Consider the following 18,677-nt stretch of genomic DNA (forward strand, 5'->3'; position numbering starts at 1 on the left):
GCCACACCGTCCCGGACGGGCCTCTTTTGTCGAATACAGGGAGCCGCGATACATCATGCGCATGCAACGAGTCTGCATCCTCGGCGGCAGCGGTTTTGTCGGCCGGCACCTCGCCAACCGCCTTCACGACCAGGCGATCCACTCACGGATTCCCACGCGTCGGCGCGAACGCACCAAGCAGATTCTGGTCGTCCCCGGCCTGGAACTGGTGGAAGCGGACATCCACGAGCCGGAAACGCTGCGGGAGCTGTTCGCGGAGTGCGACGCCGTGATCAACCTGGTGGGCATTCTCAACGAGAAGGGCTTCGACGGCAGCGGCTTTCACCACGCCCACGTGGAGCTCACGGACAAGGTCCTGGACGCCTGCCGGGCCACCGGGGTCACCCGCCTGCTGCACATGAGCGCCCTGGGCGCTGACGCCGACAACGGCCCGAGCTTCTACCAGAAGACCAAGGGCGAGGCGGAGCGCCGGGTGCTGGCGGCGGACGACCTCGACGTCACCGTCTTCCGGCCATCGGTGATCTTCGGCCCGGACGACTCCTTCTTCAATCAGTTCGCCACACTGCTGCGCCTGTCCCCCGGCGTCTTCCCTCTGCCGTCGCCACGGGCGCGTTTCAGCCCCGTGTACGTGGGCGACGTGGCCCAGGCGTTCACCGACGCGCTCACCGACCGGGACACGTTCGGCCAGGTGTACGACCTGTGCGGGCCGGACACCTACAGCCTCCAGGAGCTGGTGCGCTACACCGCCGACAAGGCCGGACTGTGCCGGGCCGTGTGGCCCCTCGGCGACCGCCTGTCGCGGCTGCAGGCGCGGGTGCTGCAGCGGGTGCCGGGCAAACCCTACTCCATGGACAATTTCCTCTCCGCGACGGTGGACAACGTCTGCAGCGTGAACAACCTGCCGGAGCTGGGCATCAAGCCCACGGCCATCGACGCCGTCGTGCCCGCCTACCTGGCCAGCAAGACCGAGCGGGCGCGGTACAACCAGTTCCGCCAGGCCGCCGGACGCTGACCCGTGGTTGCGGACTCCTGCACCTCCGGCCTGGAGGTCTACCTGGTCGGTGGCGCCGTGCGGGATGCCCTGCTCGGCCGCCCCGTGAGCGAACGGGACTGGGTCGTGGTGGGCGCCACGCCCGAGGCCATGGAGGCCCGCGGTTTCCGCCCGGTGGGCAAGGATTTCCCCGTGTTCCTGCACCCGGAGACCCACGAGGAGTACGCCCTCGCACGCACCGAGCGCAAGACCGGCCGCGGCTACCATGGCTTCAGCTTTCACGCCGCGCCTGACGTGACCCTGGACGATGACCTGGTGCGCCGGGACCTAACCGTCAACGCCATGGCCCAGCGCCCGGACGGCACGCTGGTGGACCCGTTCAACGGCCATGCGGACCTGGAGGCGCGCCTGCTCCGCCATGTGTCCGACGCGTTCCAGGAGGATCCGGTCCGCATTCTGCGCCTGGCCCGCTTCACCGCGCGGTACACCCCCCTGGGCTTCCGCCCCGCGGACGAGACCATGGCCCTGTGCCAGCGCATGGTGGCTGACGGCGAGGTAGACCACCTCGTCCCGGAGCGTGTCTGGCAGGAACTGGAGAAGACGCTCAGCGAGCCGTGTCCGTCCGCATTCTTCCATGTGCTCCGCCACTGCGGCGCACTGGCACGACTGATCCCGGAACTGGACGCAGCCTTCGGCCTGGAGACCCGCACCGTGGCGGGCCGGCGGGCGAACGCCGCAGAGCACGCCCTGACCGCACTGGATACGGCGGCCGGGCTCGATGAGGCGGATGGGCCGGTCAAGCTGGCACTGGTACTCGGCGCACTCGACCACGAAGACCTCCCCCCCGAGGCGGTGCATACGGCCTGCCGGCGCCTGCGCGCCCCCAACGCCTACCAGGCGCTTGCGCAGAACTACGCGGCGCACCGGCACACGGCCCACGGGGCGGAGACACTGAGCGCCGAGGGGGTGCTGCAGTTACTGCACGCGTGCGACGCATTCCGGCGCCCGGAACGATTCAGCGCGTTCCTGCTGGCGGTATCAGTGGATGCGGCCACCGCTGGCGTCACCGATGACGCACGGGACTATACGCCGGCACGCCGTCTGCGCGCCTGTCTCGACGCGACCCGGGGGATCACCGGCGGGCGCTTTGCAGACGAGGGATTGAAGGGGCCGGCCATTGCCGAAGCGGTGCGGGCGGAGCGGCTACGGGTCATCGCCGCGCTGGAGGCCTAGCTGCCGGCGACGTCGCTGCCTTCCTGCGCCGCATCGGCTCCCTCCCTGTTCTCCAGGCGGTAGAGCGTGATCGCCTCTTTCAGCCCGCGCACGTTGGCCTCGCGCGGCTCCACGCAGGCAAACGCATCGGTCTCCCGAAGAACACCGCGCACCGCCTCGGAGACAACGATGTCGCCGGGGCTGGCCCAGCCGCACAGGCGTGCGGCGAGGTTCACGGTGTTGCCGATGACGGTGTAGTCCAGGTGCTCGCCGGAGCCGATGTTGCCGGCCACCACCGGGCCTTCGTGAATGCCGATACCCAGGGGAATCTCGAACTCGCTGCCCTGGATGGCGGCGTTGGCCTCGATCATGTCCAGTGCGCAGGCGCAGGCATCGTGGGCCATGGCGTCACCGTCGAAGACGGCCATGATGCCGTCCCCCCCGAACTTGTCCACGTAACCGCCGTGGGCGTAGACCGCCTCCACCTGGCTGCCCAGGTGCTGGCTGACGGCGGCAAACAATCGCGCCGGTGGGATCGTCTGTGCCAGCGCGGTGAAGCCACGGATGTCGGAGAAGAGAATGCAGACGTGCTGGGACTGCGGCGGCGGAAAGCCGTCTTCCGGCCCCGCGTTCTGGACGATCTGACGCAGCCGCGGGGAGACGTACCGGGCCAGGTTCGCACGCACCCGCTCCAGCTCCTGGGCGTAATCCGCCTTCTCCAGCAGGTTGACCAGGCGCGCACGCACCACCACGGGCTCCAGCGGCCGGCGCAGGAGGTCGTCGCAACCGGCGGCGAACGCTTTCTGCCATGTGGCGCGATCATTGGCCTCGGCGGTGAGCAGTATCGGCGAGAGGTAATAGCCGGGCTCATCGCGAATCTGGCGGCACAGGGCGATGCCGTCCGCACCGAAACTCTCGGCATCCAGCACGAAGGCGTCAAAGGACTCGCGCCGGGCGAGCGTCAGCGCCTCATCGGGATCCCGGGCCTGATCGACGCCGAAGCCGGACGGCTCCAGGATGTCTCTGGCCGTCGGCCCCGAGTCCCCGTGGTCTCCTTCCAGGACCAGTACCCGCCTTTGGGTTCCCGCTCCCACCATTCTTCGCGCCCTCGGCTGTTCCCTGTCACCGATTGTCGCCATTGAGCGACGATCGTTAAAGCTGTTCCAGTTGATTGTAGAGCGAAAATCCGGAAATACCGGAGAGTTCGCTGGTTGCCGCCGCCAGAACGCGGAATCGCTCGCCCATGGCCCCGGGCAGCATCAGCGTCTTGGCCTGCTGGGCCAGCCGGGCCTGCTCCACGGGATCATCACCCCGCCGGGCCTCCAGCAGCTCCGTCACGCCTGCCCCCATCAGGAAATGCGCCTGGGTGTTGTACCCGAGAATGCGCAGCCCCGCAGTGTGGGCACCTTCGGCCACGGCCGTGAAATCGACGAACGCGGTCACATCCTGCAGCCCGGGAACAGCCAGCGGATCCCAGTGTGCGCGATGCCGGTAATAACACACCAGCGTCCCCTGGTGACGGTCCGCACGATAATACTCGTTTCGGGGGTAGCCGTAATCCACGAGCAGCAGCAGGCCGCGGCCCAGGGTGTCCGCGAGACTCGCCATGAAGGCAGGCAGCTGCAGGCAGAGCTCTGAACAGTAGCCGTCCGGTAACGGTGCCCCCCGTTCCGACTCGATGGCGGCGACTGCCTCCAGCACCGCCGTACGGGCGGGCTGCGCATGCCACTGAAAGCCGCCATCGGCCGTGGTAACAGCCAGCTCCTGGATGGCGTCACCATGGCGCTGGAAGCGCACCACGGGCAGGGCATCCAGCACCTCGTTACCCAGGATCACCCCATCGATGGGCGTCTCCGGCAGGGCGTCCAGCCAGTGCACCCGCTCGAGCAGATGGGGCACCACCTCGGCAATACGCTCCTGCTGGCGCTGCCGCAGGCTGGCGCTGCGTTCCAGCAGACAGTACCGCTCCGGGAGCCGGCCCTGGCGGTCCAGCTCTGCGAGGAGGTCGGCCGCAAGCGAGCCCTCTCCAGGGCCCAGCTCGAGGATGGTGTCGCCATCCACGGCCGCAAGGGCTTCGGCGCACTGCCCCGCCAGCGTCCAGGCAAACAGCGGCGAGACCAGGGGCGCGGTGATGAAATCACCGGCGGCGCCGAATTTCTCCTGCCCCGCGCTGTAGTAGCCCAGCCCGGGCTCGTAGAGCACGCTCTCCATCCAGGCATCGAAGGGCAACGGGCCACTATCCCGGATGCGCGCACGGAGCCGTTCAGCCAGCGTCCGGCTGAGCGTCAGCGCATCGGGGTCCGGGGCGGGCCAGTCCGTCGGCAGTCCGGTCTGCGGGTCCATCGGTGCGGGGCTGTCAGTGGGCATCAGGCATTCACTTCATCCAGGGCAACACGGTGCAGCGGCTGATCACTGGCATCGAACGCCGCCCACAGCGCGCCGTAGGTCTGCCCCAGCTCCGGGTGCACCTCGTCTCCGGCGATGTCCGCCAGGGGGCGCAGCACGAACGCATAGCGGGTAATCTCCTTGCGCGGCAACACCAGCCGCCCGGCCCGGATGCACTGATCGCCGTAGGTCAGGGCGTCAAGATCCAGCGTGCGCGCGGCGTAGCGCTCGGGACCACGCACCCGCCCGTTGGCGTCCTCGATCCGGCGCAGGGCGTCCGCCACCGCCTCCGGCGACGCGCTGGTATCCAGCCCAACCACCAGATTCAGGAAATCGTCGCCGTCAAAGCCCACGGCCGCGCTGGCGTAGACCGGCGAGATCACCATCTCGCCGAACGCGTCGCGCAGATCCTGCAGCGCCTGCCGGACATGGCGGGCGGGCTCGATGTTGGAGCCGATACTCACGTACACACGTACCATTGCGTCCATCCTTCAGGCGGCCCCGGGCCATTGTCCGCGCTCGATCACCACGCCGACGGCACGCGCACCGGGCACGGCGCCCGGCTTGGTGACGCGCAGCCGCAACCACGGGATACCGAATTCGTCGCGCAGCATCATGGCCACGTCTTCCGCCAGGGTCTCCACCAGCGCGTGCTCCATGTCGCGCACGTGCTCCGTGAGCTGCCGGGTGACGGCGTCGTAGTCCAGGGCGTCGCCGACATCGTCGGACTCCGCCGCGGTGGCCGTATCCGCGGCCAGCTCCAGATCCAGCACCAGCGTCTGCCGGACGCGCCGCTCCCAGTCCCGCACCCCAATGACGGTGTCGATCCGGAGTTCATTGATGAAGACGATATCCATGCCGCTCCCCCTGGCGTCGCAAGCGGCGATGATAGCGCCCCGGCCGGTGCGCGGGCCAGCCGCGGCGGATCAACGGCCCCAATCCACGCTTGACCCGCCACCGGCAAACCCATTCAATACCGGCCATGATCATCGACGTCGTGCTCATTGTTGCCGCCTATCTGTTCGGGTCCATCTCCGCGGCCATTCTCACCTGCCGCGCCATGGGGCTACCGGATCCGCGCAGCGAAGGCTCCCGCAACCCCGGCGCCACCAACGTGCTGCGGGTGGGTAATCGCCTTGCCGCGGGCATCACGCTGGGGGGAGATTTCATCAAGGGCACCATTCCGGTGGTCATCGGCGTGATCGCCGGAGCGGGGCCGGTAACCCTGGCGTTGATCGGGCTGGCCGCGTTTCTCGGGCACCTGTACCCGGTGTTCTTCCGCTTCGAGGGCGGCAAGGGTGTGGCGACCGGGCTCGGGGTGCTACTGGGCTGGTCCTGGCCGGCGCTGCTGCTCACGATCATCACCTGGCTGGCGGTTGCAGCGCTGTTCCGCTACTCATCGCTGGCGGCGCTGGTGTCGTTCCTGCTGGCGCCCTTCTTCCTCGCCTACTTCGATCAGCCACAGGCGATCATGCTCGGCATGCTTGGGATTACCCTGCTGACCTACTGGCGGCATCGGGGGAATCTGCAGTCACTGCTGAACGGCACCGAGAAGAAGATCGGCGAGAAGGACTGAGCCTCTACCCCGCACCCGGCTCGACCAGCGCCTCCAGCGGCCAGCGCGCGGTCACGTTGAAACCGTTGGTGCCGCGATCACCCCCTGCCAGCCTCAGGTAGCCCGTATAAGCGATCATCGCACCGTTGTCCGTGCACAGGGCCAGACGGGGGTAGTGCACCGTGGCCCCTTCCGCTGCCGCCATGGCATCAAAGCGCGCCCGCAGCGTCTGGTTCGCGCTCACGCCACCGGCCACCACCAGGCGCCCCGTTCCGGACTGGCGCAGCGCGCGCCGGCACTTGATGGCGAGCGTGTCTGCCACCGCGTCCTGGAAGCCGCGGGCGATATCGGCACGGGCCTGAGGGTCGTCCCCGGACGCCATGACCAGGTTGCGGGTAAACGTCTTGAGGCCGCTGAAGCTGAAATCCAGCCCCGGCCGGTCGGTCATCGGCCGCGGAAACCGGTACCGGTCCGGCTCGCCACCGCGGGCGAGCTGCTCGAGCTGCGGGCCTCCCGGATAAGGCAGCCCGAGGAGTTTCGCCGTCTTGTCGAACGCTTCACCGGCGGCATCGTCCAGGGATTCGCCCAACAGGCGATAGCGGCCCACGCCAGCCACCTGGACCAGCATGGTGTGCCCGCCGGAGACCAGCAGGGCGACGAACGGAAAGGCCGGAGGATCATCCTCCAGCAGTGGCGCCAGCAGATGGGCTTCCATGTGGTGCACGCCAATGGCCGGCAACTGCCGCGCCCAGGCCAGACTACGCCCCACGGCGGCCCCCACGAGCAGCGCGCCCACCAGCCCGGGGCCGCGGGTGTAGGCGACACCATCCAGCGCGTCTGCGGTGAGACCGCTGTCGGCGAGCACCTGCTCCACCAGCGGCAGCACCCGGCGCACGTGATCCCGCGACGCCAGCTCCGGCACCACGCCGCCGTACGTGGCGTGCAGATCCACCTGGCTGTGGACCGCGTGCGCGCGCAACCCTGCGCTACCGTCATAGACGGCGACGCCGGTCTCGTCGCAGGACGTCTCGATTCCCAGAACGCGCATCGGTCAAAAGCCCACCCAGCCAGTGCGTGGCGCAGTCTACTACCAGAACCACCACCGCCGCGACAGCGGCTGCAACCCGTGGTTGTCTTCGCCGCGGCACCCGGATAGAATACCGCGCCCACTGTGGAAACGACTGTTCCACTTGGATAAAGCATTCAATGAAGGAAGGTGAGTAGCTGCATGCCGATCGTCAAGGTACGGGAAAACGAGCATTTCGAGGTCGCCCTGCGCCGCTTCAAGCGCTCCTGCGAGAAAGCCGGCATCCTCTCCGAGGTGCGCCGCCGCGAGCACTACGAGAAGCCCACGCAGGTGCGCAAGCGCAAGCAGGCTGCTGCCGTGAAGCGTCATGCCAAGAAGCTTCAGCGCGAGCAGGTGCGCCGCGAGCGCATGTATTAAACGCCCGCCTGGACTGAGAGCATGAGCGATAGCGCCCTGAAGGACCGCATCCAGACTGCGGTGAAAGAGGCCATGCGATCGGGAGACCGATCCCGGCTTGGTGTGTTGCGTCTGATCACCGCTGCCATGAAGCAGCACGAGGTGGACCAGCGCACCGATCTGACCGATGACGACGTGATTGCGCTGCTGAGCAAGATGGTGAAGCAGCGGCACGAGTCCATCGAGCAGTATCGCGCCGCCAGCCGGGACGATCTCGCCGAGAAGGAAGAGTACGAACTCACGGTACTCCAGGAATTCCTGCCCCAGCCACTGACCGATGACGAGGTCGGTGAGCTGATCGACCAGGCCATCGCCGAGTCCGGAGCGGAGTCCATCCGCGACATGGGCAAGGTGATGGGGCTGCTCAAGCCGCGCCTGCAGGGTCGTGCCGACATGGGCAAGGCCAGCGCGCAGCTCAAGGCACGCCTGAACGGTTGACCGCTCCGGCCGCCCGTCGGGCGGCCATGCCACTCGCGCAGCCGACCCTGTTCCTGACCGGTCGCTGCCGCGGGCATTCCACCGTCATCGAAGCCGACAGCAGGAGCGCCCGCAATGGCCGGGATTCCGGATCAGTTCATCGATGACCTCCTCGCTCGAGTGGACATCGTCGAGCTGATCAGCTCGCGCCTGGCCATGAAGAAAGCCGGGGCCAACTACCACGCCCTGTGCCCGTTCCACTCCGAAAAGACCCCGTCGTTCACCGTCAGCCCCACCAAGCAGTTCTACCACTGCTTCGGTTGTGGCGCTCACGGCACCGCCATCCGTTTCCTCATGGAATACGACCGGATGAGCTTCCCCGAAGCGGTGGAAACCCTGGCCCGCCAGGTGGGCATGGAGATGCCCAGGGAGGCGCGCAGCACGCCCAACCCGGAAGCGACACCGTTGTACGACCTGCTGGACCGGGCTGCCCAGGCCTACCGGACCTGGCTGCGCCGCCATGGGGACAAGGACCGCGCCGTGGAGTACCTCCGCCGCCGCGGCCTGAGCGGGGACGTGGCCGCGCGCTATGGCATCGGCTTCGCCCCCCCCGGATGGGACAACCTGCTGCGCGAACTGGGCAATGAGAAGGAGCTCGTGCGCGCCGGGCTGGCCATCCGCAAGGAGGAAACCGGCAGCGTCTACGACCGGTTCCGTGACCGCATCATGTTCCCGATCCGCGACCGCCGCGGTCGCACGGTGGGTTTCGGCGGCCGCGTCCTGGATCAGGGCGAACCCAAGTACCTGAACTCGCCGGAGACGCCGGTTTTCCACAAGGGACGCGAGCTGTACGGGTTGCACGAGTGCCTGCAGGCACAGCGCTACCCGGATCACATGCTGGTGGTCGAAGGCTACATGGACGTGGTGGCACTGGCCCAGCAGGGGCTGCCCAATGCGGTCGCAACCCTTGGCACAGCCACCACCACGGACCAGGTGGAACGGCTGTTCCGCACCACCCGCAACGTGGTGTTCTGCTTTGACGGCGACGAAGCCGGGCGTCAGGCGGCGTGGCGCGCCCTGGAGAACACCCTGCCGGCCATGCGGGACGACCGCCAGGCCCGCTTCCTGTTCCTGCCCGACGGTGAAGACCCGGACTCCCTGGTGCGCCAGCTCGGCGCCGACGGATTCCGCGCCCAGGTCGGTGACGCCCTGTCACTGTCGCAATTTCTGCTCAAGGAGCTGAGCCGGGATGCCGATGTACAGACCGTGGACGGTCGCGCACGGCTGCTGGAGCGCGCCGCAACCACCGTTCGGCGCGTCCCGCCGGGCGTGTTCCGCGACCTGCTCGTGGACGAGGTCGCCCGATACGCCCGCGTCGACCGCGTGCACATGGAGCGCGCCGTCGGCGGTGACGGCACGGCCAGACCGGCCGAGGACGCCCGCCGCCCGGCACGCAGCGCCCAGCCACAGCGGCGCACGTCGGTGCGCGTGGCCGTGGCGCTGTTGCTGCAGTACCCGGAACTCGCCGCCCGGGGCGGTGAACCGGAGCGGTTCCGCGACCTGCAGCAGCCCGGGGCGCCGCTGCTGGGCCAGCTCCTTGAATTACTGCAGGAGCAACCGCATCTTACAGCAGGAGCCGTGCTCGAGCGGTTCCGTGGTCACCCCCACGAGGAGGCGCTGGCAAAGTTGGCCGCCTGGGATCACCTGGTGCCCGAGGACGGAGTCGAAGCGGAATTCAGGGGCGCAATGGCGCGCCTGGACGCATTGCTCGACGAGCAACGCCTGCAATACTTGAATCAGCAGGCGGAAAACGGACGCATGACGGAGGATGAGCAGGCCGAGTGGCTCGACCTTCTGCGGCGACGCAAGGGAACAACACTTGACACGGACTGACAAATAGCCAAACGGCAGCTATAATGGCCGGTTCAGTTTACGAAGGGCCTTACGCCAACCATCCAGGTAGCGAGTGGTATGACCCAGGATCAGCAGTCACAGATTAAACAATTGATCGCCAAAGGCAAAGACCAGGGCTTCCTGACCTATGCCGAAGTGAACGATCACCTCCCCGATGACATCGTCGATCCGGAACAGATCGAAGACATCATCGGCATGATCAACGACATGGGCATTACCGTCCATGAAGTTGCACCCGACTCCGACGAACTGCTGCTGAACGATTCCGCGGTCACGACGGACGACGAAGAGGCTGCCGAAGAGGCTGCAGCCGCGCTCGCCGCGGTGGACGCCGAATTCGGCCGCACCACGGACCCGGTGCGCATGTACATGCGCGAGATGGGCACCGTGGAGCTGCTCACCCGGGAGGGCGAGATCAAACTCGCCAAGCGCATCGAGGAAGGCCTGGATCAGGTGGTCACCGCACTGGCTGCGTACCCCGAGTCGGCCCGTTTCCTGCTCAAGGGTTTCGAGCGCGTGGAGGCCGAGGAACAGCGCCTGAGCGACATCGTTGCCAACTTCCGGGATGGCGACGAGCCGCAGGAAGCCTCCAGCACCGAAACCACGCTGGAAGACACCAACACGGAGGCCGACGACGACGCTGACGACAACAGCGCCGCGGATACCGGCCCCGACCCGGAGGTGGCGCGGGAGCTCTTCACCCGCATCCAGGAGCTCTACGACGAGACCCAGGAGCTGCTCGCCCAGGGGCGCGAGGACAGCGCCAAGCTGCAGCGTCAGCGCGAGGAGATGGCGGAGCTGTTCCTGCGGATCAAGTTCCCGCCCCGCATCCTGGAAGCCATGGTGGATCAGCTCCGCAAGGCGGTGGAGCGCATCCGCCGCCAGGAGCGCGTGGTCATGGAGAACTGCGTGCGCAAGGCCGGCATGCAGCGCAAGGTCTTCCTGAAGTCCTTCCCCGGCCGCGAGACCGACGAGCAGTGGCTCGACGAGGTCAAGGCGCGGGATGACGTGGACGCGGACCGTCTGGTGGAGGTGCAGGATCAGGTGCGCTACGCGCAGGAGCAGATGCGCGAGCTGCAGAACCTCTCCGGCCTGGACGTGGGCGAGATCAAGGAGATCAACCGGCGCATGTCCATCGGCGAGGCCAAGGCCCGCCGCGCCAAGAAAGAAATGGTCGAGGCCAACCTGCGCCTGGTGATCTCCATCGCCAAGAAGTACACCAACCGCGGCCTGCAGTTCCTGGACCTGATCCAGGAAGGCAACATCGGCCTGATGAAGGCGGTGGACAAGTTCGAATACCGGCGCGGTTACAAGTTCTCCACCTACGCCACGTGGTGGATCCGCCAGGCGATCACGCGCTCCATCGCGGACCAGGCGCGCACCATCCGCATCCCGGTGCACATGATCGAGACCATCAACAAGCTGAACCGGATCTCCCGGCAGATGCTCCAGGAGATGGGCCGGGAAGCGACGCCGGACGAGCTCGCCGAGCGCATGGAGATGCCCGAGGACAAGGTGCGCAAGGTGCTCAAGATCGCCAAGGAGCCCATCTCCATGGAGACGCCCATTGGCGACGACGAGGACAGCCACCTGGGCGACTTCATCGAGGACATCGGCGTCATGTCGCCGGTGGACTCTGCCACCCGCGAGGGCCTGAAAGAGGCCGTGCGGGGCGTGCTCGGCGGCCTGACCCCGCGTGAGGCGAAAGTGCTGCGCATGCGCTTCGGGATCGACATGAACACCGACCACACCCTCGAGGAAGTGGGCAAGCAGTTCGACGTCACCCGCGAGCGTATCCGGCAGATCGAGGCCAAGGCCCTGCGCAAGCTGCGCCATCCGACCCGCTCGGAATCCCTGCGCAGCTTCCTGGACGAGCAGTAATCGCCAGCCGGGCTGACGCCCGGTGGAGCCCGCGCTATACTGCCGCCCTGCGGTTTTCCGCAGGGCGGTTTTTTTGTGCCACAGCGCGGCACCACCGCACCCACCCGCTGCACCAAAGGGCCTGTAGCTCAGTTGGTTAGAGCAGGGGACTCATAATCCCTTGGTCGCTGGTTCGAGTCCAGCCGGGCCCACCACTCCCTGTTCCCATCACTCGGCATGTCGCCGCATGGCAACGACTGCCACTGGCGGGGCTCCTGTGTTCTCCTGTCGCCGATCCTCCGTACGGAGGCAGATTCCAGAAAAAAGAAAAGGAGCTTGTCATGCGCAAGACAATCACCGCGCTCACTCTCTCGTCCGCCCTGATCGCCGCCGGTGCGGCGCAGGCCCAGACGCCCGGCCAGGGCAACTTCCACCTGTCCATCACCGACCTGTTCAGCGAACCGCTGTCGTCGGCCGACCCGGGTGCACCCGGGCTGAATCCTCCGGACAGCCCCACCTACAACTTCGGCTATTTCGTCAGCGACGACATCATGCCCTACGGCTCGCTGATCGTCTCCAGCGGCGACGACACCAACCTGCTGCTCCGCGGCGGCTCGCGCTTCTACATGATCCCGGGCGACACGGGCAACCTGCGCACCTTCATCGACGGTGAGCTCACCTACTGGTCCAACGGCAACGACGCCCTGGGTCTGGGCTCGCACTTCGGGCTGGAGTATTTCGTCTCCAGCAACTTCAGCGTCTCCGGCCGCGTGGGTGCCGAATTCGTCAACCCGGACGAGGGCGACAGCAGCATCACCATCGGCTCGGCGGGCGCCAGCGCCAACTTCTACTTCTGAGCCGCCGCAAGTAAGGCGACCGGCGGGTCTTCCGCCTGCCGGTCGCGCCAGTGCTCCCCACCTGTGGTGCCTCCGGGACGGCTGCTATGCTTACCGACAGACATCGGTGACATGGACAGACCGTTTTGAATGGACTGCGCGCCCGGCTGCTCAACTCCACCACCCTCGTATTCGTCGCCATCGTCACCATCATCGTGGTGTGGATCGGCAGTGGCGTGCTCACGCGCGGCCCCGCGCCGGAGCCGCAAGCGCCGGCGGAGCGCGTGCCCACCGTTGCCGCAAGCTGGAGCGAAGCCGGCCCGGTGACCCGCGAAATCAGCCTCTACGGTGATGTGGAGCCGAACCAGATCGCCATGCTCCGGGCGCGCACGGAGGGCATTGTCGAGGAGGTGGTAGCGTCCGGTACGCGGGTTACCGCCGGAGAGGCGATCGGCCAGCTCTCCACGGACGACCGGCAGGCGCGGCTGGCGCGATCGCGGGCCCAGCTCGCCTCGGCGCAGCGGGACTACGACAGCGCCATGGACCTGGTGGAGGGCGGGTTCGTGTCACGCTCCGAGGCCCAGACCCGGCTGGCGGAGCTGGAGGCCGCCCGCGCCGACCTGCGCGCCATCGAGCTGGAGATCGACAACACCACGCTGCGCGCGCCCATCGACGGTGTGGTCAACCGCGTCGAATCAGAGCTGGGCAGCTACGTCGCGGTCGGCGGCGAGGTGCTGCAGATCGTCGACAACGACCCGCTGATCGCGGTGGTTCACGTGCACCAGGCGGCGGCGCCGCGGCTGCGCACCGGCATGGACACCCGGGTGCGCTTCATCGGCGGCGGCCAGCGCGAAGGCAGCATCCGCTTCATTGCCCCCATCGCCGACGCCACCACGCGCACGTTCCGCGTCGAGGTGGAGATCGACAACAGCGACGGCGCCCTGCCCTCCGGCCTCAGCGCCGAGGTGATCATCCCCACCGACACGGTGGACGCCCACCGGGTCTCCGCCGCCCTGATCCGCCTCGACGCCCAGGGGCGGATCGGCCTGCAGACCGTCGATGACGAGAACCGCATCGCCTTTACGCCGGTGGACATCGTCCGCGCCCGGGCCGACGGCATCTGGGTCACCGGCCTTCCGGAGCGGGCGCGGATTGTCACCATCAGCCAGGGCATGCTCAGCCCCGGGCAAATCGTGGATGTGCGTGAGACTCCCGAGGATTACCTGAACACTGGCAGGGAGCCGCGCTGATGGCGGCCATGCTCGCCGCGGCCTTCAGCCGTGTGCGCACGGTCATGCTGCTGTTGGTGCTGATCGCCCTGGCCGGCGCCTACTCCTACGTGACCGTCCCCAAGGAGGCGGCGCCGGAGATCGACATCCCCTTCTTCGTGGTGAACCTGAGCTACCCGGGGATTTCCGCCGAGGACAGTGCACGTCTGCTGGTGGAGCCCATGGAGCGCCGGCTGCAGTCCATCGCCGGGCTCCGGCGCATGAATGCCCAGGCCGGCGAGGGGTTCGCTACCATCACCCTGGAGTTCGACCCCGGGTTCGATCAGCAGAGCGCCCTGCAGAGCGTACGCGACGAGACGGATAACGCCACGCCGGACCTGCCGGACGGCGCGGACACCCCCAGTGTCCGCGAGGTGGACATGTCGCTGTTCCCCATTCTCACGGTGGCCCTGTCCGGGGAGGTGCCGGAGCGGGAGCTCATCCGGGTCGCCCGTGAGCTGGAGGACCGGCTGGAGACGCTCACCGGCGTGCTGGAAGCGGACCTCTCCGGCGACCGGGAGGACCTGCTGGAAATCATCATCGACCCGCTGGCCATGCAGTCCCACGGAATCTCCGCCCAGGAGGTGAGCCAGGCGGTGCGCGACAACAACCAGCTGATCGCGGCCGGCGCCTTCGATACCGGCTCCGGGCGGATCGGCGTCTCGATTCCCGGCACCATCCAGTCGGTGGCCGACGTCCTGGTCATGCCGGTGCAGGTCACGGACACGGCGGTGGTGCGGGTGCAGGATGTCGCCGACGTCCGGCAGACGTTCCAGGACGCGGTGAGCTACGCGCGCATCGAGGGGCAACCCACCATCGGGCTGGACATCAGCAAGACCTCCGGCGCGAATATCATCCACACGGTGGACGCGATCAAGGCCACCGTGGACGCCATGCGGGACGACTGGCCCGAAGGCATCCGCGTCGATTATCTGCAGAACCAGGCCGAGGACATCGAGGGGCTGCTGGGGGACCTGGAGAACAACGTCATCGCCGCCATGCTGCTGGTGATGCTGACCATCATCCTGGCGCTGGGGCTGCGCGCGTCCCTGCTGGTGGCCATCGCCATTCCCGGCTCGTTTCTGGCCGGCATTCTCGCCATCAACCTGATCGGCTTCACCCTGAACATCGTGGTGCTGTTCGGCCTGATCCTGGTCATCGGCATGCTGGTGGACGGCGCCATCGTCGTGGTGGAGCTGGCCGAGCGCTACCGGGAGGAAGGGCGCTCGCGCCGGGACGCCTTCCTGGCGGCCTCCCAGCGCATGGCGTGGCCGCTGATCGCCTCCACGGCCACGACCCTGGCGGTGTTCATTCCGCTGCTGTTCTGGCCGGGCGTCGCCGGGCAGTTCATGCGCTACCTGCCCGCCACGGTCATCGTCACGCTCACCGCGTCACTGCTGATGGCGCTGGTGTTCGTGCCGATCATCGGCTCACTCTTCCCGGGCGGGCGTTCACCCCTGGCCGCCGCGCCCACACCCACGCCGCAACCGCCCGGGTTGTACGACCGCTGCCTGCGCCACCTGATCGCCCGGCCCGGCCTCGCCGTCGGCCTGGGGCTGCTGGTGCTGGTCAGCGCCTTCGCCAGCTATGGCGCACTGGGCAAGGGTGTCAGCTTCTTCCCCGCGGTGGAGCCGGAGCGGGCGCAGATCCAGATCCGCGCGGACGGCAACCTGTCCGTCCAGGAGACGGACCGGCTCGTGCGCCTGGTGGAGGACCGGGTGCTCGGCAAGCCGGGGGTCGATCGCGTCTACGCCCGCACCATCGGCTCGGTGGAGGCGCGACTGGGTGCGAACCTGGACCCGGACGTCATCGGCACGTTGCAGGTGGACTTCACCGACTGGCGCACCCGCGACCCCGCGGCGGTGATCCTGGATCGCATCCGCGCGGCCACGGACGCCATCCCCGGCCTGGGCGTACAGATCGAGGAGCAGCAATCCGGCCCTGGGGCAGCCAGGCCGGTGCAGATCGAGCTGTCGTCCCCCGACCGGCGGCAGCTCCCCGAGGCGTCGGCACGCCTGCAGGCACTCATGGCCAGCCAGGGCACGTTTGTGGACATCGCAAGCGACGTACCGGTGCCGCAGCCGGAAGTGCGCCTGCAGGTGGACCGGGAGCAGGCGGCGCGCTACGGGGTGGACATCGCCACCCTCGGCAACACCGTGCAGATGCTCACCAACGGGCTGCTGCTCGGCTCCTATCTGCCCGATTTCGCCGCAGACGAGGTGGACATCCGGCTGCGCTACCCGGCCGAGGACCGGACGTTTGCCCGCCTCGCCGACCTGCGCGTCTCCACCCCCAACGGCATGATGCCCATTGCGAACTTCGTGGAGCTCAAGGCATCCCCCGCGCCATCGGTGATCAACCGGGTGGACGGGCGCAACGTGCAGACCGTCTCCGCGGGTATCGCCCCCGGGACCACCGTCAACGCGGAGCTGGCCACCCTGAGCGAGGCCATCGATGCCTCCGGGCTCGCGGATGCGGTGGACATCCGTTTCGCCGGGGAAGTGGAGGATCAGCAGGAGGCGGTCAACTTTCTCGTTATCGCCTTCGTGGTCGCCATCTTCATGATGTTCCTGGTGCTGCTGACCCAGCTCAACAGCTTCTTCCAGGGGCTGCTGGTGCTCTCGGCCATCGTGTTCTCCCTGGCCGGGGTCTTCCTGGGGCTGCTGATCCGGCAGGAGCCGTTCTCCATTGTCATGAGCGGCATTGGCATCATGGCCCTGGCCGGCATCGTGGTGAACAACAACATCGTGCTGATCGACGCCTACAACGAGCACCGCCGCAACGGACTCACGCCCGATGCCGCCGCCCTGCGGGCCGGCACGGAGCGCCTGCGCCCGGTCGTGCTCACCGCCGTCACCACCATCATCGGGCTGCTGCCCATGGTGTTCGGCATGACCATCGACTTCTTCGCGCGGGATCTGTTCTTCGGTGCCCCGTCGGGGCAGTTCTGGATTCAGCTCGCCACCGCCATCGTCGGCGGGCTGGCCGTGGCCACGTTCATTACTGCCCTGCTGACACCCGCTCTGCTGGCGTGGAACGGCAACCGCGCGCGCGGGGCGGCAGCTGCCTAGAAACCGACCCGCACTTCCAGCGCCTGGATGTCGTAGCCATCGTTGGGTGAGTAGAGCCCGGCGTTGGAGGTGTGCTGGATGCGGTAACCGATGCTGACCTGGTCCGCGACCCGCAGCCGGACGGCGGCGTGGGAGGTGAACTGCCAGTTGCCGCCGAACTCGCGCCCGCCCAGGCGGCGCTCCGAGATGTAGGTCGGCCCGGTGCCGACACCGATGCTCAGGGGCCGGGCCGGATGGGTGAGCCAGCCACCGACGCCGACGCCGCTGGTGTACATGGAATCGCCACTGGCGCTGACCCGCGCGGCATTGAACTCGGTGTAACCGGCCACGTGCCAGCGGCTGCGGTCCCCGAACCGCGGCGCCAGCGCCGCCGGGCGCCAGTAGATCTCCTGGTAGTTGTAGTCATGACCGCCGATGCCGGCGCCGGCGCGCACGCCGATCTCGCCGGCCGACCAGGCGGAGCCGGGCACCAGCAACAGCAGTGCGGCAAGGGCCGCGCCCGCCATCGGGAAAGCCGGCATGGAGGTGCTGAATCGATGCATTACTCGTCCCTGTCTGTGTTGGTGGCAACCGCCTCGCCCTGGGCGGTCTCCAGTTGTTTGACGCGGCGGAACAGGTCGTCCAGCTGGGTGAACCGCACCGTGTTGCGCCGCCACTGCCGCACCGGCTGCGCCGGCAGCGGCGAGGCATAGGCACCGGACTCGCGGATGGGTCCGGTCACGCCGGTCATGCCCATGAGCGTTACGCCATTGGCAATGTCGATATGCCCGGTGATGGCCGTCGAGCCGCCGATCATGCAGTCACTGCCAATGGTGGTGCTGCCGGCCACCACCGTGTTCCCGGCGATGATGGTGCGCTCGCCGATGCGCACGTTGTGGGCAACGTGGACCTGATTATCCAGCTTTACGCCATCGGCAATCACGGTGTCGTCGATTGCACCACGGTCGATGGTGACATTGGCCCCCAGATCCACGTCGTCGCCGATGATGACGCGGCCGAGCTGCGGCACCTTGTGCCACCCCTCCGCCCCCGGACCGCGCGCAAATCCGAAGCCGTCGGCACCCACCACCACCCCGGGGTGCAGCACGACGCGCTGCCCCAGTATACAGCGCTCGCCCACGGTGACGCGCCCGAGCAGGCGACTCCCCGCGCCGATACGCGCGCCGGCGCCGACGTGGCAGCCCGGCCCCACCACCACACCGGAATCAAGGCAGGCGCCGGCGTCGATCACGGCGTGCGGCCCGACGGACGCGCCGTCGCCGAGCTGCGCGTCGTCCGCGACCACCGCCGTGGGGTGGACCCCGGCGTCGGGCACCGGCCGCGGATGCAACCGCTCGGCGATACGCGCGTAGGCGTGGTAGGGATCGGCGACCACCAGTGCCGTGGTGGGGCAGGCATCCAGGTACTCGCGGCGCAGCAGGACTGCGCCGGCCCCGGTGCGCCGGAGATCATCCAGGTAGCGCGGTGCGCTGCAGAAGCCGATGGCCTGTGCGTCCGCCCCCGGAAGGGTGGCGACGCGATGGATCGGCGTGCTGCCGTCGCCAACCACCTCGGCGGCAACCAGTGCGGCCAGTTCGTTCACGGTAACTGGCTGATTCATGGCGTGCTCCTTAGAAATGTCTGTCGACGGCCCTGACCCAAGGTGATGAAGCGACGGCCGCATCGCCTTCAAGATAGCCCAGGGC

Annotated in this window: 17 protein-coding genes and 1 tRNA gene; 11 read left to right on the forward strand and 7 right to left on the reverse strand. The window is 67.9% G+C overall.

All coding sequences use genetic code 11. From position 1 onward, the window contains the following. The first annotated feature begins 55 nt into the window (after positions 1-55). Both BMZ02_RS15870 and BMZ02_RS15875 read left to right on the forward strand, forming a co-directional pair. Positions 56-1,012 carry a complex I NDUFA9 subunit family protein gene (locus BMZ02_RS15870; RefSeq protein WP_091645657.1) on the forward strand — a complete coding sequence of 319 codons (957 nt, stop codon included), beginning with the start codon at positions 56-58 and terminating at the stop codon, positions 1,010-1,012. Between the two features lie 3 nt (positions 1,013-1,015). After that, entirely contained in the window at positions 1,016-2,224 is a 1,209-nt protein-coding gene (locus tag BMZ02_RS15875; RefSeq protein WP_425425091.1) for a multifunctional CCA addition/repair protein, read from the forward strand. On the opposite strand, the gene BMZ02_RS15880 is transcribed toward BMZ02_RS15875, so the two are convergent. Genes BMZ02_RS15880 through folB form a run of 4 tightly spaced genes read right to left on the reverse strand, consistent with a single transcriptional unit; the run spans position 2,221 to position 5,445 of the window. After that, positions 2,221-3,300, reverse strand: coding sequence for an adenylate/guanylate cyclase domain-containing protein (locus tag BMZ02_RS15880; protein WP_171909959.1), 1,080 nt, complete (start codon positions 3,298-3,300; stop codon positions 2,221-2,223). The two genes, BMZ02_RS15875 and BMZ02_RS15880, sit on opposite strands and share 4 nt — an antisense overlap. A 55-nt stretch (positions 3,301-3,355) precedes the next feature. Continuing rightward, positions 3,356-4,570: a class I SAM-dependent methyltransferase gene (locus BMZ02_RS15885; RefSeq protein WP_216110880.1), complete on the reverse strand. Its 1,215-nt coding sequence runs from the start codon at positions 4,568-4,570 to the stop codon at positions 3,356-3,358. Next, positions 4,570-5,067, reverse strand: a complete 498-nt coding sequence (gene folK / locus BMZ02_RS15890) for a 2-amino-4-hydroxy-6-hydroxymethyldihydropteridine diphosphokinase (protein ID WP_091645660.1) — start codon at positions 5,065-5,067, stop codon at positions 4,570-4,572. The genes BMZ02_RS15885 and folK overlap by 1 nt, the downstream gene beginning before the upstream one ends. Positions 5,068-5,079: 12 nt before the next feature. Then, positions 5,080-5,445 carry a dihydroneopterin aldolase gene (folB, locus tag BMZ02_RS15895; protein WP_091645662.1) on the reverse strand — a complete coding sequence of 122 codons (366 nt, stop codon included), beginning with the start codon at positions 5,443-5,445 and terminating at the stop codon, positions 5,080-5,082. Between the two features lie 125 nt (positions 5,446-5,570). On the opposite strand from folB, the gene plsY reads away from it, so the two are divergent. Beyond that, on the forward strand, positions 5,571-6,164 hold the full coding sequence (gene plsY / locus BMZ02_RS15900; RefSeq protein WP_091645664.1) for a glycerol-3-phosphate 1-O-acyltransferase PlsY: 594 nt from the start codon (positions 5,571-5,573) through the stop codon (positions 6,162-6,164). 4 nt (positions 6,165-6,168) lie between these two features. Here the strand turns inward: plsY and tsaD are convergent, their stop codons facing one another. Further along, complete coding sequence (tsaD, locus tag BMZ02_RS15905) at positions 6,169-7,191, reverse strand: tRNA (adenosine(37)-N6)-threonylcarbamoyltransferase complex transferase subunit TsaD (protein WP_091645666.1); 1,023 nt, start codon at positions 7,189-7,191, stop codon at positions 6,169-6,171. Positions 7,192-7,371: 180 nt separating this feature from the next. On the opposite strand from tsaD, the gene rpsU reads away from it, so the two are divergent. From rpsU to BMZ02_RS15945, 8 genes are all read left to right on the forward strand, one after another. Beyond that, positions 7,372-7,587, forward strand: a complete 216-nt coding sequence (gene rpsU / locus BMZ02_RS15910) for a 30S ribosomal protein S21 (RefSeq protein ID WP_091645667.1) — start codon at positions 7,372-7,374, stop codon at positions 7,585-7,587. A gap of 21 nt (positions 7,588-7,608) precedes the next feature. Then, positions 7,609-8,064 carry a GatB/YqeY domain-containing protein gene (locus tag BMZ02_RS15915; RefSeq protein WP_091645669.1) on the forward strand — a complete coding sequence of 152 codons (456 nt, stop codon included), beginning with the start codon at positions 7,609-7,611 and terminating at the stop codon, positions 8,062-8,064. Positions 8,065-8,178: 114 nt separating this feature from the next. After that, a complete protein-coding gene (gene dnaG / locus BMZ02_RS15920) occupies positions 8,179-9,936 on the forward strand; it encodes a DNA primase (protein ID WP_091645671.1) in 1,758 nt (585 codons plus the stop codon). A 78-nt stretch (positions 9,937-10,014) separates the two neighbouring features. Next, entirely contained in the window at positions 10,015-11,838 is a 1,824-nt protein-coding gene (gene rpoD, locus BMZ02_RS15925; RefSeq protein ID WP_091645672.1) for an RNA polymerase sigma factor RpoD, read from the forward strand. 117 nt (positions 11,839-11,955) lie between these two features. After that, a tRNA-Ile gene (locus BMZ02_RS15930) sits at positions 11,956-12,032 on the forward strand. Positions 12,033-12,158: 126 nt separating this feature from the next. Continuing rightward, positions 12,159-12,674, forward strand: coding sequence for a hypothetical protein (locus tag BMZ02_RS15935; RefSeq protein ID WP_091645674.1), 516 nt, complete (start codon positions 12,159-12,161; stop codon positions 12,672-12,674). Between the two features lie 125 nt (positions 12,675-12,799). Next, positions 12,800-13,903 carry an efflux RND transporter periplasmic adaptor subunit gene (locus BMZ02_RS15940; protein WP_091645675.1) on the forward strand — a complete coding sequence of 368 codons (1,104 nt, stop codon included), beginning with the start codon at positions 12,800-12,802 and terminating at the stop codon, positions 13,901-13,903. Then, positions 13,903-16,992, forward strand: coding sequence for an efflux RND transporter permease subunit (locus BMZ02_RS15945; RefSeq protein ID WP_091645677.1), 3,090 nt, complete (start codon positions 13,903-13,905; stop codon positions 16,990-16,992). Before BMZ02_RS15940 ends, BMZ02_RS15945 begins: the two co-directional genes overlap by 1 nt. Here BMZ02_RS15945 and BMZ02_RS15950 read toward each other — a convergent pair. Together BMZ02_RS15950 and lpxD are read right to left on the reverse strand one after the other, a co-directional pair. Then, entirely contained in the window at positions 16,989-17,534 is a 546-nt protein-coding gene (locus BMZ02_RS15950; protein ID WP_091645678.1) for an acyloxyacyl hydrolase, read from the reverse strand. The genes BMZ02_RS15945 and BMZ02_RS15950 overlap by 4 nt on opposite strands. After that, positions 17,534-18,592 carry a UDP-3-O-(3-hydroxymyristoyl)glucosamine N-acyltransferase gene (gene lpxD, locus BMZ02_RS15955; RefSeq protein ID WP_091645680.1) on the reverse strand — a complete coding sequence of 353 codons (1,059 nt, stop codon included), beginning with the start codon at positions 18,590-18,592 and terminating at the stop codon, positions 17,534-17,536. The genes BMZ02_RS15950 and lpxD overlap by 1 nt, the downstream gene beginning before the upstream one ends. Positions 18,593-18,677: the final 85 nt, after the last annotated feature.

Source organism: Aquisalimonas asiatica, assembly GCF_900110585.1.
Taxonomy (GTDB): domain Bacteria; phylum Pseudomonadota; class Gammaproteobacteria; order Nitrococcales; family Aquisalimonadaceae; genus Aquisalimonas; species Aquisalimonas asiatica.